14 protein-coding genes are annotated in these 15,543 nt (G+C 64.7%); 7 read left to right on the plus strand and 7 right to left on the minus strand.

Annotation, left to right across the window (positions count from 1 at the left end; translation table 11 throughout):
* Positions 1-19: 19 nt before the first annotated feature.
* On the minus strand, positions 20-424 hold the full coding sequence (locus tag WH303_RS09155; RefSeq protein ID WP_339518080.1) for a sirohydrochlorin chelatase: 405 nt from the start codon (positions 422-424) through the stop codon (positions 20-22).
* Positions 425-717: 293 nt separating this feature from the next.
* On the opposite strand from WH303_RS09155, the gene WH303_RS09160 reads away from it, so the two are divergent.
* The 6 genes from WH303_RS09160 (at position 718) to WH303_RS09185 (ending at position 9,537) form a co-directional block, all read left to right on the plus strand.
* A complete protein-coding gene (locus WH303_RS09160; protein ID WP_312988606.1) occupies positions 718-1,959 on the plus strand; it encodes an efflux RND transporter periplasmic adaptor subunit in 1,242 nt (413 codons plus the stop codon).
* Positions 1,960-1,985: 26 nt separating this feature from the next.
* Positions 1,986-5,156 (plus strand): efflux RND transporter permease subunit, encoded by a 3,171-nt coding sequence (locus tag WH303_RS09165; RefSeq protein ID WP_339518082.1) that lies wholly within the window; start codon positions 1,986-1,988, stop codon positions 5,154-5,156.
* A gap of 20 nt (positions 5,157-5,176) precedes the next feature.
* Positions 5,177-6,694 (plus strand): efflux transporter outer membrane subunit, encoded by a 1,518-nt coding sequence (locus WH303_RS09170; protein ID WP_339518083.1) that lies wholly within the window; start codon positions 5,177-5,179, stop codon positions 6,692-6,694.
* A 105-nt stretch (positions 6,695-6,799) separates the two neighbouring features.
* Positions 6,800-7,936 carry an NAD(P)/FAD-dependent oxidoreductase gene (locus tag WH303_RS09175; protein WP_339518084.1) on the plus strand — a complete coding sequence of 379 codons (1,137 nt, stop codon included), beginning with the start codon at positions 6,800-6,802 and terminating at the stop codon, positions 7,934-7,936.
* A gap of 30 nt (positions 7,937-7,966) precedes the next feature.
* The gene (locus WH303_RS09180; RefSeq protein WP_339518086.1) at positions 7,967-8,437 is read left to right on the plus strand and encodes a GNAT family N-acetyltransferase; all 471 of its coding nucleotides are present in this window, start codon (positions 7,967-7,969) and stop codon (positions 8,435-8,437) included.
* A 149-nt stretch (positions 8,438-8,586) separates the two neighbouring features.
* A complete protein-coding gene (locus WH303_RS09185; protein ID WP_373604935.1) occupies positions 8,587-9,537 on the plus strand; it encodes an AEC family transporter in 951 nt (316 codons plus the stop codon).
* Here WH303_RS09185 and WH303_RS09190 read toward each other — a convergent pair.
* From WH303_RS09190 to WH303_RS09205, 4 genes are all read right to left on the minus strand, one after another.
* On the minus strand, positions 9,534-10,073 hold the full coding sequence (locus WH303_RS09190; protein ID WP_339518088.1) for a GNAT family N-acetyltransferase: 540 nt from the start codon (positions 10,071-10,073) through the stop codon (positions 9,534-9,536). The two genes, WH303_RS09185 and WH303_RS09190, sit on opposite strands and share 4 nt — an antisense overlap.
* Positions 10,074-10,078: 5 nt before the next feature.
* Positions 10,079-10,750, minus strand: coding sequence for a pyridoxamine 5'-phosphate oxidase (gene pdxH / locus WH303_RS09195; protein ID WP_192817000.1), 672 nt, complete (start codon positions 10,748-10,750; stop codon positions 10,079-10,081).
* A gap of 74 nt (positions 10,751-10,824) precedes the next feature.
* On the minus strand, positions 10,825-11,361 hold the full coding sequence (locus WH303_RS09200) for a superoxide dismutase family protein (RefSeq protein ID WP_339518090.1): 537 nt from the start codon (positions 11,359-11,361) through the stop codon (positions 10,825-10,827).
* A gap of 111 nt (positions 11,362-11,472) precedes the next feature.
* Positions 11,473-12,393, minus strand: coding sequence for a LysR family transcriptional regulator (locus WH303_RS09205; RefSeq protein WP_021028408.1), 921 nt, complete (start codon positions 12,391-12,393; stop codon positions 11,473-11,475).
* 88 nt (positions 12,394-12,481) lie between these two features.
* Between WH303_RS09205 and WH303_RS09210 the strand changes: the two genes are divergently transcribed.
* On the plus strand, positions 12,482-13,492 hold the full coding sequence (locus tag WH303_RS09210; protein ID WP_021028407.1) for a bile acid:sodium symporter family protein: 1,011 nt from the start codon (positions 12,482-12,484) through the stop codon (positions 13,490-13,492).
* A gap of 53 nt (positions 13,493-13,545) precedes the next feature.
* Here the strand turns inward: WH303_RS09210 and WH303_RS09215 are convergent, their stop codons facing one another.
* Positions 13,546-14,028 (minus strand): hypothetical protein, encoded by a 483-nt coding sequence (locus tag WH303_RS09215; protein WP_339518092.1) that lies wholly within the window; start codon positions 14,026-14,028, stop codon positions 13,546-13,548.
* A 160-nt stretch (positions 14,029-14,188) separates the two neighbouring features.
* Positions 14,189-15,355 (minus strand): DUF72 domain-containing protein, encoded by a 1,167-nt coding sequence (locus WH303_RS09220; RefSeq protein WP_339518093.1) that lies wholly within the window; start codon positions 15,353-15,355, stop codon positions 14,189-14,191.
* Between the last annotated feature and the right edge of the window lie 188 nt (positions 15,356-15,543).

The following is a 15,543-nucleotide window of genomic DNA, read 5'->3' on the forward strand; positions in this document are numbered from 1 at the left end:
GGCGATGGGACTCGGGCCCCTAGCCCTGCAGCTTGCCTTGCAGATAGCCGCCAGCCATGTCTGCCAAGAGCTGGATCACCCTTGCATCCTCGCCCATTGCCGGGGCGATGCGCAGCTGCACCTGGGGGTAGCGCGGGGCGAGTTCCTCGACCAGCGCAGGAATGTCTTCGCTGGCATGCTTGCCCACGCCAAAGAGCAGGGGCCAGATGGTGATATGGGTCAGCCGCGGGTGCGACTGCAGCAGCTGGGCCACGGCCGGGCCCAGCGGCGGCTCGCACCAGTCCAGGTAGGCGCAAGCGACGGCAGCGTCAGGCCGTGCATGCTGTACCTGAGCGAGCAAATGCTCGGCATTGCGGCGCCAGACGGGGTCTTTGGAGCCGTGAGACAGCAGGATGAGACCAGTGTCAGAGGAGGGTGATGGCATGGGGCGATGGTGGTGGTCGAAGGTGGAGAGGTGTTTGCGGCTGTAAAGCTTGGAACCTTTGAACATTATCGCTTTCCCATAGATGGGCGCGATTCGGCGCCCGCGCTGATACCGCATGTAGCAAAATGTACAGCTTGCGCGCCTGGGTGCGAAAAAGCAGCCCATCCTGTGCAACGCTTTACACTGCCTACATATTTAGCTGTAAAAATAGTAGTTTGCTGTACCTGAAGCCAAAACCGATGATGCCGGATGTTTCCAATTTTTCGCGCCAGTCTCTGGCAACGTTTCAATCTTTGGCAACTGTCGGAAAGCTTTCCCCTCCCTGTACGTTCAGCCAGCTCGCCCGGGTTGGAGCGGTGGTCGCGGCGCTGGGGCTGCTCGCCGCCTGCTCGGACAAACCCGCGCCCACGGCTGCTGCGCCACAGGCCCCAGAGGTGGGCATCATCACCGTGCAATCCGCATCGCAGCAGCTGACTGCCGAGCTGCCGGGCCGCACCAATGCCTTCATGATTGCCGAGATTCGCCCCCAGGCCAACGGCATTGTCGAAAAGCGCCTGTTTACCGAAGGCGCCTCGGTCAAGGCCGGCCAGGCGCTCTACCAGCTGGACGACCGGCCCGCGCGGGCGGCCGTCAACAGTGCCGAGGCTGCTTTGGCCAAGGCCAAGGCCACGGCGCAGACCGCCCGCAGCAACGCCGCGCGCAACAGCGAGCTGGTCAAGATCGATGCCATCAGCCGCCAGGTGTTTGATGACAGCCAGGCGCTGGTCGCACAGACCGCCTCCGATGTGGCCGTCGCCCAGGCCGCGCTGGACAATGCGCGCATCAATCTGCAGTACACCCGCATCAGCTCGCCCATCAGTGGCAAGGTCAGCACCTCGGCCGTCACGCCCGGTGCGCTGGTCACCGCCAACCAGGCGACGGCACTCACCACCGTGGTGCAGCTCGATCCGATGTATGTGGACTTCACCCAATCGAGCACCGAGATGCTGCAGCTGCAGCGCGACCTGAAGGCGGGCCGCTTTCAACGCCTCGAAGGCGATCAGATTCCGGTGCGCATTCGCCTCGACGACGGCACCGAGTACAGCCACGAAGCCAAGCTCAAGTTCTCCGGCGTGATCGTCAGTGCCACCACGGGCACGGTCACCTTGCGCGCCCAGGTGCCCAACCCCGATGGCGTGCTGATGCCCAATATGTATGTGCAGGCCTTGCTGCCCACGGCCGTGGCGCCCGATGCGTTGCTGGTGCCTCAGCAATCGGTGGTGCGCGATTTGACCGGCAAGCCGACCGTCTTGGTGGTCACCGCCGAGGACAAGGTGCAAAAGCGCACCTTGCAGCTTGACCGCGCGGTGGGCAGCCAGTGGCTGGTGGGCAGTGGGCTCAAGTCCGGTGAGCGCGTGGTGGTCGATGGCTTTCAGCGTGTGAAGGACGGTGACAAGGTGCGGGTGGCCGAGGTGGACCTGAAGGCGCAGGCCGAGCGTGTGCGCAGCCCGGGACGCGTGCCCGGCCAGGCCGCAGCGCCGGCAGCAGCCCAGTAAGTCACCCAGAACCCGAGGCTGCATCCATGGCACAGTTTTTTATCCAGCGCCCCATTTTTGCGTGGGTGATCGCCATCATCATCATGCTGGGCGGGGCCCTGTCCATCTCCAAGCTGCCGCTGGAGCAATACCCCGAGATTGCGCCACCACGCGTCACCATCGGCACCCAGTACACCGGCGCATCGGCCGAGACGGTGGAGAACTCCGTCACCCAGATCATCGAGCAGCAGCTCAAGGGCATTGACAACATGCTCTACATGAGCGCGACCAGCAATGCCTCTGGCCAGGCACGCATCACCTTGACCTTTGCGCCCGGCACCAATGTGGACGTGGCCCAGGTGCAGGTGCAAAACAAGATCCAGGGGGCGCTCAACCGCCTGCCCGAATCGGTCAAGAGCCGGGGCGTGTTCATCAACAAGGGCGGCCAGGATTTTCTGGTCACCTACAGCTTCTACTCGCAAGACCCGACGATGACCGAGGTCGACATTGGTGACTACATCAATGCCAGCCTGGTCGATGTGATCGGGCGCCTCGAGGGCGTGGGCGACATCAATGTATTTGGTACGTCCTACGCCATGCGCATTTGGATGGACCCGGCCAAGATGGAGAAATTCGGCCTGATGCCGTCGGACCTGGCCAATGCGCTCAATGCGCAAAACGCCCAGGTCTCGGCCGGCCAACTGGGCGCGCTGCCAGCGGTGAACAACCAGCAGCTCAATGCCACGATCACCGCGCGCACCAAGCTCAAGACCGTGGACCAGTTCGAGGACATCGTGCTCAAGGCTGCGACCGATGGCTCGGTGGTCACCATCAAGGATGTCGCCCGGGTAGAGCTGGGCGCGGAAAACCTCAACGTGCAGGCCAAGCTCAATGGCATGCGCGGCGCGGGCATGGGCATCATCTTGGCCGACGGCGCCAATGCGATGGCGGTGTCGGATGCCGTTGCGGCCAAGCTGGCCGAGATGAAGCCGTATTTCCCCAACCAGATCGACTACTTCGTCAGCTCGGACTCCACCCCCTTTGTGCGCGCCTCCATCCACGAGGTGGTCGCCGCGCTGGGCGAGGCCATGGTGCTGGTGGTGATCGTGATGTTCGTGTTTCTGCAGAACCTGCGCGCGACCTTGATCCCGGCCATTGCCGTGCCGGTGGTGCTGCTGGGCACCTTTGGCGTGCTGTCGATTGCCGGTTACTCCATCAATACCTTGACGATGTTTGCGATGGTGCTGGCCATCGGCTTGTTGGTGGACGATGCCATTGTGGTGGTGGAAAACGTCGAGCGGGTGATGCACGAGACAGGCATGTCCGCCAAGGAGGCAACCAAGGTCTCGATGCGCGAGATCACGCCGGCGCTGGTCGGCATTGGCGTGACCTTGTCGGCGGTGTTTGTGCCCATGGCTTTTTTTGGCGGATCCACCGGGGTGATCTACCGCCAGTTCTCGATCACCATCGTCGCGGCCATGGCGCTGTCGGTGTTTGTCGCGCTGACCTTGACCCCCGCGCTGTGCGCCACCATCCTGAAGGCGCCCGAGCATGCCGGCGGCCATGAGCGGGCCATTCGCAAGGGCCTGTTTGGTATCAGCGATCGGTTCTTCCGCTGGTTCAACCGCAATTTTGACCGCACTGCCAGCCGCTACCAGGGCATCGTCGCCCGCAGCCTGCGCCGCGCCAAGCGCATGATGCTGATCTTTATCGCGGTGCTGCTGGGCGTGTGGCTGTTGATGCACAAGCTGCCCACGTCCTTCCTGCCCGATGAGGACCAGGGCTTTCTGTACGTGAACGTCAACCTGCCCTCGGGCGCGGCAGATGCGCGCCTGCAGGATGTGCTCGACGAGGTGCGCGAGTACCTGCTCCAGCAACCCGACATCATCAGCTTCAACCAGGTCTCGGGCCTCAACGGCGACCAAAGCTCGGCGCGTGGCTTTATCCGCCTCAAGCCCTGGGATGAGCGCAAGCTTCCATCGCAGTCGTCGGCAGCCATCGCCAACAAGGCCACCAAGGACCTGTCGCGCATCCGCGATGCACGCGTCTTGGTGATTCTGCCGCCGGCCGTGCGCGGCCTGGGTGCCAGCTCGGGCTTTAACTTCATGGTCAAGGACATGAACAGCATCGGCCACGATGGCCTGCTGGCCGCCAGCAACCAGGTGCTCGCCGCGATGCGTGCCAACCCGAATCTGACTGCGGTACGCACCACCAACCTGGACGATGCGGCCGAGCTGCGCGTCGATGTGGACGACCGCAAGGCCGCAGCGCTGGGCTTGTCTTATGCCGACATCAACAGCGTGCTGTCCAGCGCGATGGGCGGCACCTATGTGAACGACTTCTTGAACAACGGCCGGGTCAAGCGCGTCTACATCATGGGCGACGCGCCGCACCGCATGCTGCCCCAGGACATCGCCAAATGGACCGTGCGCAACAAGAACGGCGAGATGGTGCCCTTCGGTGCCTTCTCGGACAGCCACTGGGCCTATGGCTCGCCCCAACTGCTGCGCTACAACGGCAGCCCGGCCTATGAGTTTGAAGGCCGCGCGGCACCCGGCATCAGCTCGGGTGCAGCGATGCAGGAGGTCGAAGCCATCCTGGCCAAGCTGCCATCCGGCCTGGGCTATGAGTGGACCGGTGCCTCGCTGCAAGAGCGCCAGTCCGGTGCGCAGGCGCCCATGCTCTATGCGATCTCGATCCTGTTCGTGTTCCTGTGCCTGGCCGCGCTCTATGAGAGCTGGACCGTGCCGCTGTCGGTGATGCTGGCCGTGCCGCTGGGCGTGATTGGTGCGCTGGCCGCCACCTACACCCGGGGCCTCACGAACGACGTCTACTTCCAGGTGGGCCTGCTCACCACGGTGGGCCTGGCGGCCAAGAATGCCATCTTGATTGTGGAGTTTGCCGTGCAATTGCAGGAGCAGGGCAAGAAGCTGTTCGACGCGACGGTCGAAGCCGTGCGCCTGCGCTTGCGTCCCATCCTGATGACCTCGCTGGCCTTTGGCTTTGGTGTGATTCCGCTGGCCATTGGCACCGGCGCAGGAGCGGGCGGGCGCAATGCCATCGGCACGGCGGTGCTGGGCGGTATGGTGGCCTCGACCGTGCTCGGCATTTTCATGGTTCCGGTCTTCTTCCTGCTCATCCGCAGCTGGTTCCGCTCCCACAGCCGCCATGACGAGGCGCCCGCGCAGGCCAGCCCCGCGCAGGAGACCGCGCCATGAGCCGTTTTGATACTTTTTCCATGACCCGTGCTTATCGTTTGCCGCTGTCGCTGTTGGCAGCGGGCCTGTTGTCCGCCTGCAACCTGGCGCCGCAATACCAGCGCCCTCCAGCGGCAGTGCCCGCCACGCTTGACGGCGTGGCCCAGACCTTGCCTGCCGACTTTGTCGTTGAACCCGCTGCCGCCGACACCCTGGAGCTGCTGCCCTGGCAGCAGTGGGTGGAGAGCGCAGGCCTGCGCCAGTTGATCGAGCAAGGCCTGCAGAACAACCGCGATCTGCGCGTGGCCATCGCCAATATCGAAAAGGCGCGTGCGCAATACGGTGTGCAGCGTGCCGACCAACTGCCCAGCCTGAACGCCAATGCCCAGGGCAGCCGCACCCGCACGGCAGATGATCTGCGCTCGTCGACGGCGCCATCCTCCGTCGCCAACCAGGTCAGCGTGCAGCTGGGCCTGGCCAGCTATGAGCTCGATTTTTGGGGCCGGGTGCGCAACCTGAGCGAGGCGGCCTTGCAGCAGTACCTGCTGGTCGAAGAAAACCGCCGCAGTGTGCAGCTGGGCCTGATCACCGATATTGCCAATGCCTGGGTGGCCCTGGCCAGCGACCAGCAGCGCCTGCAACTGGCGCGCGATACGCTGGCCACGCGCGAGCAGGGCTATGGCCTGGTGCAGCGCATGCACCAGCTGGGTGCCACCAATGGCCTGGTACTGGCCCAGAACGAGACGGCGGTCGAGACCGCCCGCAACGATGTCGCCGCCTACGAGTCGCAGGTGGCGCGCGATCGCAACGCGCTGCAGCTGCTGGTGGGCGGGCCGGTGTCGGGCGATATGCTGCCGCCGGCGCCCAGCGCATCGCTCAGCAGTAATGAGGTCAAGAGCGCGGGCTCGGGCCAGTTGCTCGACGGCGCAACGCCGCAGGTCAAAGCGCCTGGCGTCGCCACCGCGATGACCGTGGTGCCAACTGGCCTGTCATCGCAGGTGCTGCTGGCCCGGCCCGATGTGGCCGCTGCCGAGCACAGCCTGCAGGCCCAGTACGCCAGCATTGGCGCGGCGCGTGCGGCCTTCTTCCCCACCATCAGCCTGACGGCCAATGCCGGCACTGCCAGTGATGCGCTCTCGGGTCTGTTCGATGGCGGCAACCGCGCCTGGAGCTTTGTGCCGCAGATCCGCTTGCCGATTTTTGACGGCGGCCGCAACCAAGCCAACCTCGATATCGCACAGGCCAACCGCGATGCGGCACTGGCCCAGTACGACAAGGCCATCCAGGTCGCATTCCGCGAGGTGAGCGATGCGCTGGCCGACCGCGCCACAATGCAGCGGCGCCTGAACTCGCAAGTGGCCTTGGTGCAGGCGGCCAGCCGCGTGCTGCAGCTGTCGCAGGCGCGCTTCAAGGCCGGGGCCGACGATTTTCTGACCGTGCTCGATGCACAGCGCAGCCTCTACGCGGCCCAGCAAACCCAGATCACCTTGATGCAGGCCGAGCAGGTCAACCGCATCAGCCTGTACAAGGCGCTGGGCGGGGGTATCGACAAGCTGTAGTGAGGTCGCAGGCGCTGGGACCATCGCAGACTCAAGCGCTAGCTCAAACGCGAATGCAAACGCGCAATGCTGCGAGGGCAATGCGCGCTGCACTACCATGGCGGTATGACTGATACCTTGCCCACGCCTGCTGACAGCACTGCCTTTTCCGAGTTTGACGAATCCCAGGCGCAGGCGGTGGATGCGCTGATTGTGGGTGCAGGGCCCGTGGGCATGTTTGCCGCCTTCCAGCTGGGTTTGCAGGGTGTGCAGGCCCAGCTGTGCGACAGCCTGCCGCAGATGGGCGGGCAGTGCATTGCGCTCTATGCCGACAAGCCCATCTACGACATCCCCGGCATTGCGCTGTGCACCGGCCGCGAGCTGGCCGCGCAGCTGCAGCAACAGATCCAGCCCTTCCATCCCGTATTCCATGGCCACACCCAGGTCGCGCAACTGCTGCCCCATGGCGATGGCCGTTGGCGTGTGCAGCTGCAGGCCATCGATGGGCTGCAGACCCGCTGGCTGCTGGCCCGTACCGTGGTGGTGACTGCCGGCGTGGGGGCCTTTGTGCCCAAGCAGCTGCGCCTGCCCGGGCTGGAGGCCTGGTTGGGCAGCCAGGTCTTCTACCATCCCGCTTTCGATGATGCCTGGCTGGAGCCGGTACTGGCGCGCCACCCTGCGCCGCGCATTGTGATCCATGGCGGCGATGAGCCGGCTGTCGAGGCCGTGCTGGCCGCCGCAGACCATGCCGGGCTACAAGCCGCGCAGCTGGTGCTGATGCACCGGCGCGACCAGTTCAACGCCCCTGATGCGCTGCTGCAGCGCCTGGCGCAGCTGCGTGCCAGTGGCAGGGTGGAGGTCGTCATTGGCATGCCCCAGGCTATCGATGCGGGGGAACATCTGCAGGCTATCGACTATGTCGATGCCGATGGCGCCGACCAGCGCCTGGCCTGTGACCAGCTCTGGGTGTTCCAAGGCCTCTCGCCCAAGCTCGGGCCCTTGCTGGACTGGAACCTGGCACTGGAGAAAAAGCAGCTGCAAGTGGCTACCGACACCTTCCAGACCAGCGCCGTTGGTATCTATGCCGCAGGGGATATCGTCAGCTACCCAGGCAAGCGCAAGCTGATTCTGAGCGGCTTTTACGAAGCGACGATGGCCGCGATGGCCGCCATAGAATATCTGCGTGGCGAAAAACTGCTGCTGGAGTACACGACCACCAGCAAACGCCTGCATGAACGTCTGGGTGTGTCGCACCCGGACTGAGACCTGACTTGTTGATACCAATCCCGACTGATGCCTGATCTAGCCATTCGCCACGCCCGTTTTCCTGAAGATCTGCAGGCGGTGCTGGCCATCTTTCGCGAGTACATTGCAAGCCCCCAGGCCGACCTGGGTTTCCAGAACTATGAGCCCGAACTGGTGGCACTGCCCGGCAAATATGCAGCGCCCCAGGGGCGCTTGCTGCTGGCCTGGCAAGGCGATGCGGTGGTGGGCTGCGCGGCGTTGCGCGATGTCGATGGCCAATGCTGCGAGCTCAAGCGCGTCTATGTGCGGCCAGCGGCGCGCGGCCTCAAGCTGGGCCGGCGCCTGGTCGAGCAGATGCTGCAGGAGGCCCGCGCCGCCGGTTACCAGCGCATGGCGCTCGATGTGCTGCCGGAATTTGTCGCGGCCCAAGCGCTGTACCGGGATCTGGGCTTTGTCGATGCGCCGCCGGTGAGCACCAACCCGGTGCCGGGCACAGCTTTTCTGGCGCGTGTGCTGTAGCGCGGCATTGCGCTGCCGGCACCCTGCATGCGTCCTTTGGATTCGCGGCGGTTTGGGCAAGGCGCTCCTGGGCGACGAGGCAGTCGCTGTGCAGCGGCGATAATCGCCGCCGGGTGTGATCAACAAAGGGCGATGCAGCGATGGCGGTGATGGTGTCTTTGATTCCCGTGGTGCTGTTCATTGCACTGGGGTATGGTGCAGGGCGCATGGGCTGGGTCAAGGCGGCATCGGTGCGCGATCTGTCCAATATCGTTTTTCTGATTCTCACGCCGGCCTTGCTGTTTCGTACGATGAGCACGGTGCGTGTGCAAGAGCTCAACCTGCAGACCATTGCGGTCTATTTCAGCGCCGCAGGCCTGCTGTTTGTCAGCACCTTGCTGCTGCAGGGCTTCACCACCTTGGGCGCGGCGCGGGCGCTGGCCCACTGTTTCAGCAACAACATCATGATCGGCGTGCCGCTGGTGGGCATGGTGTTTGGGCAAGAAGGCCTGGTGACCTTGTTCACCATCGTCTCGGTCCATGCGCTGATCCTGATGACCTCGGCCACCATCGTGTTCGAGCTGGCCGTCATGCACCAGCAGCAGGCGGCGCAAGGCGGCGCGCGCAGCTACCGCGCAATGGCCATTACCGTGGGCCGGGCGCTGAAAAACGGCATCATCCACCCGATTCCCTTGCCCATCCTCTGCGGTCTGCTGTTTGCGCAGACGGGTCTCAAGATGCCCGAGGTGATCGATACCTCGCTGCAGATGCTGGCCCAGGCGCTGGGCCCGATCGCGCTGATGCTCGTGGGCATCACCTTGTTCTACAGCGCAGTGGGCCGCTACTGGCTGCCTGCCAGCCGCATCGCAGCCGTCAAACTGCTGCTGCACCCGGTGCTGCTGCTGGCCATTGGCTGGCTGTGGGGGCTGCGCGGCCTGCCCTTGGTGGTGCTGGCCACGGCCGCATCGCTGCCGGTGGGGGCCAATGTGTTTCTGTTTACCCAGCGCTATGAAGTGGGGCGCGAGGAGGTCACCGCCAGCATCGCGGTATCGACCAGCCTGGCCCTGGTGACGATACCGCTGATCTTGCTGGGACTGGCCCAGCTGCTGCAGACGGTTTAGGCCACAGGCCATGCGGCAGGATGCAAGCGGTGCTGCATCAGCAACTCATCGTGCAGCGCGCCATCGACCAGCAAGGCCGCGGGCTCGGTGCCATAGGCTTGGAAGCCCGCTTGTTCGTAAAGGCGAATCGCGCTGGCATTGGCGGCGTTGACGCTCAGGTGGATCTGCACCGCACCGGGCACCTGGCGGGCAAAGGCAACGGCTTGCGCCAACAAGGCCTGCGCAATGCCCTGGCCGCGAAAGGCTGGCTCTACATACACGCCCCACAGGGCCATGCGGTGCCGGGTCTTGAGGCCATCTTGGCGGCGAATGCCCAGCATGCCCACCAGCTGGCCGCCGGCAAAGGCGCCCAGCACACCCTGGTCAGCGCTGGGCGCCAGGCGCGCCTCTATCAGAGCCAAAGCGCGGTCTTTTTCTTCTTCGTAGCTGGAGCCAAAGGCGCTGGGCGATGCGCGCAGGCCTGCCAGGCGCAGGGTCTGGAACGCACGGGCATCGGACGGGTTCAGCCAACGGATCTCATAGGCAGCGGCAGCCATCAGTATCAGGGCGCCAGGCGCTCGCGGATCCAGTCGGCGCTGTTGGGCGCTGCCTGGCGGTAGCGCAGGCGGTCATGCAGCCGGCTCTTGCGGCCCTGCCAGAACTCCCAGGTATCGGGCACCAGGCGAAAGCCACCCCAGTGCGGCGGGCGGGGGGGCTTGAGCAGGAACTGCGCGCCATACTTGGCGGCATTGGTCACCAGCACGGTGCGGCTGTCGATCACCTGGCTTTGCGGGCTGGCCCAGGCACCAATGCGCGAGTCGAGCGGGCGGCTGTTGAAGTAGGCATCGCTCTCCTCGTCCGAGACCTTCTCCACGCGCCCCTCGATGCGCACCACGCGCTCGAGCTCCACCCAGTGGAACATCAACGCGGCAAACGGGTTGCCGGCAATCTCGCGGCCCTTGCGGCTGTCGTAATTGGTGTACCAGACGATGCCGCGCGCGTCATAGCCCTTGATCAGCACGATGCGGGTGCTGGGCCGGGCATCGGCCCCCACGGTGGCCACCGTCATCGCATTGGGCTCGGGCAGCTGCGCGGCAACGGCCTCGTTCATCCAGCGGTCGAACTGGTCAATGGGTGCGGCGCAGGAGGCTGCATCGTTCAGCTCGGCGCGTTCATAGCTTTTGCGCAAATCGGCAATGGAGTGGGAGAGTTCGCTCATGGCCCGATTGTGCATCGCTTTGGCGCGCTGCAGCGACAAAAAAGCCTGTGGGCCGCTGGGCGCCACAGGCTGGGGGGGAGCGCAGGGGCTTACTGGATCACGCCGCAGCCCAGACGCGCGCCGGAGTTGCCGGTGGGTTGGGTGGTGTAGTCGTCCTTGTCCTTGTGCACCACCACGGCGCGGCCCTTGATGTCGCTGGGCTTGCCGGTGCCGATCGACAGGTCCTTGGTCTCCCAGACCAGGAAGGCGGTGCCCGCGGCATCGGCCATCAGGCTGGGCAGATCGCCGACATGCGCTTGTGGGCCGGCCTTGCCATGCTGGTGGCCGTTCGGGTTGTAGTGGCCGCCAGCGCTCATCGCATCGGGCGAGGAGCAGTTGCCGTTCTCATGCACATGGAAGCCATGCTCGCTGCCCGGTGCCAGGCCCTTGACCTGTGCCATCACGCGCACGGTGTCGCGGTTGACCTCGTAGACGCGGAAATAGCCGCTGATGTTGTTGCCTTCGGTCGGGTTGATGGTTGCCTCGGCAATCGGGGTGGCGCGGTCGGTGGTGGCGCAGGCGCTCAAAACGACGGCCACGGCAGCAGCGGCCGCGAGTTTGGCGATAGATGGGATGCGTTGAATCATGCGAACTCTCCTGGTGCCTTGGAATAAGGGGTTGTTGTCACAAGCCACCGTTTTTAGCATGCATGCGGGGCCTGTTTTGTAGTCTGATTGCCAGCAATCGAGGCGGCATGCTTACTGCGGGGGCAGCGTGGTCAGACGCTTGGCGACCAAATCCCAGACCGCTTGCGCAGCAGCGGGCAGGCTGCGCTGGCGGCGGCGCACCAGCATGATGGCCCTTTGCACCTGGGGCCGCAGATCGCGCACCTGCAGGCTGCTCAAGCCATGGGCCGGAATGGCCAGGCCCGGCATGATGCTGATGCCAATGCCGGCCTCGACCATGCGAAAGGCGGTGGTCACATGGCCGACCTCTTGCACGACGGGGCTGTGCTCGGGGCCGCAACCGCTGGCCAGCAGCGCAGCGTCCATCAACCGTCGACTGCCCGATGCGTGGTCGAGCAGCACCAGCGCTTCGCCGCGCAGCTGGTCCCAGCGCAGGCTGGTGGCGTCCTGCGCCTGCTGCACCAGCGCATGGCCGGGCGGCAGCACGGCGACAAAGGGATCCAGCTGCAGATTGATGCAGTCCAGGTCACCCAGCTCGGGCGGCTCCACGACCAGCCCAAAATGCACATCACCGCTGCGCACCTGGGCCAGCACCTCTTGCTGCAGGCGGTCCACCAGCTGCAGCTGGACCTGCGGCAGCTCGCGGTTGCAGGCGGCAATGCAGGCGGGCATCAGCGCGGCAGACAAGGTGGGGCTGCTGGCCATGCGCACCTGGCCGCGCGCCGCATGACCGACATCGGCCACTTCGGCCAAGGTATCGGCCAGCTCCTGCAGCAAGGGTGCGGCTTTTTGGGCCAGCAGCTGGCCGGCATCGGTCAGCAGCACTTCGCGCGTGGTGCGGTCCAGCAGCCGCACATGGAGCTGGCCCTCCAGCTCGACCATCGCGCGGCTCACGGCCGACTGGGTCAGGCCCAGGGTCTGGCCGGTCTGGCTGAAGCTGCGGCACTGGGCAACGCAGAGGAACACCTGGAGCTGGCGGAGGCTGACATGCATGGCTGGACGGATGATTGGGAGATATATGACTTTAAATCATTAATCAATCTTATAAATTAATTTTACTTTCGCTAGAGAACGGCGTCCAATGGCGCTCATGAAATTCCGTCCCGACAACTTCACCCTGATGCTGGTGGCCACTGTGCTGCTGGCCAGTTTTTTACCTGCCACCGGCCAGGTGGCGAGTGCCTTTGAGACCTTGACGACCGCGGCCGTGGCCTTGCTGTTCTTTCTGCATGGCGCCAAGCTCTCGCGCCAGGCGATTCTCGCGGGCATCATGCACTGGCGGCTGCACCTCTTTATCGTGGGCAGCACCTTTGTCGTGTTTCCGTTCCTGGGCTGGGCGCTCAAGCCGCTGCTCACACCCCTGGTCTCGCCCGAGCTATATGTGGGCGTGATGTTCCTGTGCGTGCTGCCGTCCACCGTGCAGTCCTCGATCGCCTTTGTGTCGATGGCGCGGGGCAATATCCCGGCGGCCATTTGCAGCGCATCGGCCTCGACCTTGCTGGGGGTGTTCATCACGCCGCTGCTGGTGAGCGTGTTCGTCACCGCCCATGGTGCCAGCGGCTCCTTTGTCGATGCGGTGGTCAAGATCCTGCTGCAGCTGATGCTGCCCTTTGCGGTCGGCCATCTGCTGCAGCGCTGGGTGGGCCCGTTTATCAAAAAGCACGGCAAGCTCACCAAGGTGGTGGACCAAGGCTCTATCTTGCTGGTGGTCTACACCGCCTTCAGTGCCGCCGTTGTGCAGGGCATCTGGCGCCAGGTGTCGCTCAGCACCTTGGTCGGACTCTTGGTGATCAGCGCCATCATCCTGGCACTGGCGCTGTTCCTCACCACGTTCCTGTCGCGCCGCCTGGGCTTTAGCAAGGAGGATGAAATCACCGCCGTGTTCTGCGGCAGCAAGAAGAGCCTGGTCAGTGGCGTGCCCATGGCCAAGGTGCTGTTTGCCAGCAGCACGGTGGGCATGATGGTGCTGCCGCTGATGCTGTTCCACCAGATGCAGCTGATGGTCTGTGGGGTGTTGGCCGCCAAGTACGCCAAGCGCGCGCAGCAGCTCGAGGGCGACAAGGCCCTGGGCACAGCGGCTGCGGGCAAGTAAGCCGCAGCGACAGGCATCAAAAACGGGCCGGGCGCATCAAGCCCCGGCCCGCATCACTTGAGCGCCGGGCTGAAGCGGATGCTGTATTTCTCCAGCGCCGGGCCCACTTCGAGCTGCATGGTGCGGCGCTTGGCCGCGGGCTTGCCGCCGGTGACCTGGGCCGTAATCACAATGCCTTTGCCATGGGCCTTGCAGCGCAGCTCCTGCAAGCCCAGATCGGCGTTGTCGTCATTGATCTCGGCAAAGCCCTGGGTATGGGCGGCCACCCCGCGCCAATGGGGCGTTTCTTCGGGCTGGTTCATCCACTGCACAAACAAATAGGCCTGGCCGTTTTGCTCGCCCTGCACCACGCGGTAGGGCTGCTCCGCCTTGTTGCTGCCCTGGTTGCGGTTGCCACACAGCTGCACGCTGGTGACGCTGTCGCTCACGGTGAAACGGTTGGCACGGGTCTCCGCCGCCTGGGCGCTGAGAGAAGAGGCCAGGCCGGCACAAACGGCTGCCAGGCTGGCAAATTGGCACAAAGTGCGGTAACGCATGGGTTCCATCGCTAATGGGGGAGTGGGTGCGGCGGTCGCCCGGAATGGCACTGCGCTGCGCACCCGCAGGGCAACCATCATAGGCCTGCACCAGACTGCTTCGGCGCAGATAACGGGGCGGCAGCGGCAAATTTGCGCAAAACATCGCAAGCGATTGCAATCAGGCCGGGCTGGGGTTTTCAGATTTTTTCAGTGCGGCAATCGCCTCTGCCAGCCGCACAATGCTGAGCGGGCCGCAGCCCTCGGCCTCGTTGCTGACGGTGACATAGGCGGGCTGCCCCTTGCCGCAGACGCCAGCCAAGGTGCTGGCCAGCAGGGCCAGCGTCGCGGGGTCGGGCTGCTGGATGCGGTCAAACGGCGCCAATTGCTTTTCGGCATCGGCATAGCCATAGGGGCCAAAGACGGGGTTCACATTCCAGCGGCAGACCAGCGGGCCGGGCCACAGGGCACGCAGCAGTGGCAGTTGCTCGGGCATGCGCGGCATCTTCGCATGCAGGCCCAGGCAGTAGGTGGCACCGGCCTGGCGCAGAATCTGGGCCAGTTGCGGTGCGATCTCGGGGCGCAGCCAATCGGCATCGCGCACTTCAAAAGCCACAATCGGCCGGCGCTCTGCGGGCAATCCGGCCAGCTCGGTCTGCACGGCCAGCGCCAGTTGCGCAAGCGCTGCCAGGGTGGGCTGCAGGTTCAGCAGCCGGCCCAGCGGCAGGGGGCTGAGCTGGAACAGCAGCACGCCCAGCTTGTCCAGCAGTCCTTCGCAGGCGGGCCGTACATAGCTACTGAGGGCCAGCTCCACATTCAAAAAGGCCGGGTTGGGCTCTTTGCCGCGGCCTTCTTCACTGCGCACCTGGGCATCGCAGACGAGCGCCGGCGCCTTGACGACAAAGCGAAAATCTTCTGGCACCTGGGCGGCATAGACCGCGTACTCGGACGCTGCCAGCGGGCGGTAAAAGCTGCGGTCAATGCTGACGGTGCGCAGCAACGGGTGCTCGGCATAGGCGTTCAGGCCGCGCTGCGCAAGAATGCGCTCGCTGTAGGCCTTGTCCCAGACTAGGCCCTGCCAGCCGGGGTAGGACCAGGAAGAGCCGCCCATGCGCAGTAGCGCGGGCATGGCCGGGGCCAGGTCCTCCCCCAGCAAGGGGTAGGCCGCGCCTACGGCCTGCGCACGGCTGCGCGCTTTGGCGGCAGGAGCGGGTGGCGTGGCGGGTGGAGGAGGGGAGGCTTCGCTGTCTGGCGCGTCAGCGGGCGGTGCAGCCGGGCTGGGCGCAGCAGCAGCCGGCGCGGGCTCGGCGCCAAACAAATCCAAATTCGAATCGGGCTCTGGGGACATCGCGGCCCAGTATGCCACCGCTCGCGCTGCGATTCGCATTGTTTGACGATTGGCGCCGAAGGCCGCCTGCGACACGCATCCCCCGTGTAGAGGCACTACCGATCGCTATAAAAATTACATTTTTCAAATCCGGCAACTGTTCAAATCCCCAGTGGCTGCCAGCAGCTATGGCACACTGGCTCTTTTGC

Source organism: Comamonas sp. MYb69 (assembly GCF_037479315.1).
Taxonomy (GTDB): Bacteria; Pseudomonadota; Gammaproteobacteria; order Burkholderiales; family Burkholderiaceae_C; genus Comamonas.

Excerpts from the sequence above, each read along its gene's own strand:
- WH303_RS09180 (WP_339518086.1), top strand. The coding sequence starts at position 7,967 with ATGCCTGATCTAGCCATTCGCCACGCCCGTTTTCCTGAAGATCTGCAG.
- WH303_RS09175 (WP_339518084.1), top strand. The coding sequence starts at position 6,800 with ATGACTGATACCTTGCCCACGCCTGCTGACAGCACTGCCTTTTCCGAG.
- WH303_RS09185 (WP_373604935.1), top strand. The coding sequence starts at position 8,587 with ATGGTGTCTTTGATTCCCGTGGTGCTGTTCATTGCACTGGGGTATGGT.
- WH303_RS09170 (WP_339518083.1), top strand. The coding sequence starts at position 5,177 with ATGACCCGTGCTTATCGTTTGCCGCTGTCGCTGTTGGCAGCGGGCCTG.
- WH303_RS09190 (WP_339518088.1), bottom strand. The coding sequence starts at position 10,073 with ATGGCTGCCGCTGCCTATGAGATCCGTTGGCTGAACCCGTCCGATGCC.
- pdxH (WP_192817000.1), bottom strand. The coding sequence starts at position 10,750 with ATGCACAATCGGGCCATGAGCGAACTCTCCCACTCCATTGCCGATTTG.
- WH303_RS09210 (WP_021028407.1), top strand. The coding sequence starts at position 12,482 with ATGGCGCTCATGAAATTCCGTCCCGACAACTTCACCCTGATGCTGGTG.
- WH303_RS09205 (WP_021028408.1), bottom strand. The coding sequence starts at position 12,393 with ATGCATGTCAGCCTCCGCCAGCTCCAGGTGTTCCTCTGCGTTGCCCAG.
- WH303_RS09155 (WP_339518080.1), bottom strand. The coding sequence starts at position 424 with ATGCCATCACCCTCCTCTGACACTGGTCTCATCCTGCTGTCTCACGGC.
- WH303_RS09200 (WP_339518090.1), bottom strand. The coding sequence starts at position 11,361 with ATGATTCAACGCATCCCATCTATCGCCAAACTCGCGGCCGCTGCTGCC.
- WH303_RS09165 (WP_339518082.1), top strand. The coding sequence starts at position 1,986 with ATGGCACAGTTTTTTATCCAGCGCCCCATTTTTGCGTGGGTGATCGCC.
- WH303_RS09220 (WP_339518093.1), bottom strand. The coding sequence starts at position 15,355 with ATGTCCCCAGAGCCCGATTCGAATTTGGATTTGTTTGGCGCCGAGCCC.
- WH303_RS09215 (WP_339518092.1), bottom strand. The coding sequence starts at position 14,028 with ATGCGTTACCGCACTTTGTGCCAATTTGCCAGCCTGGCAGCCGTTTGT.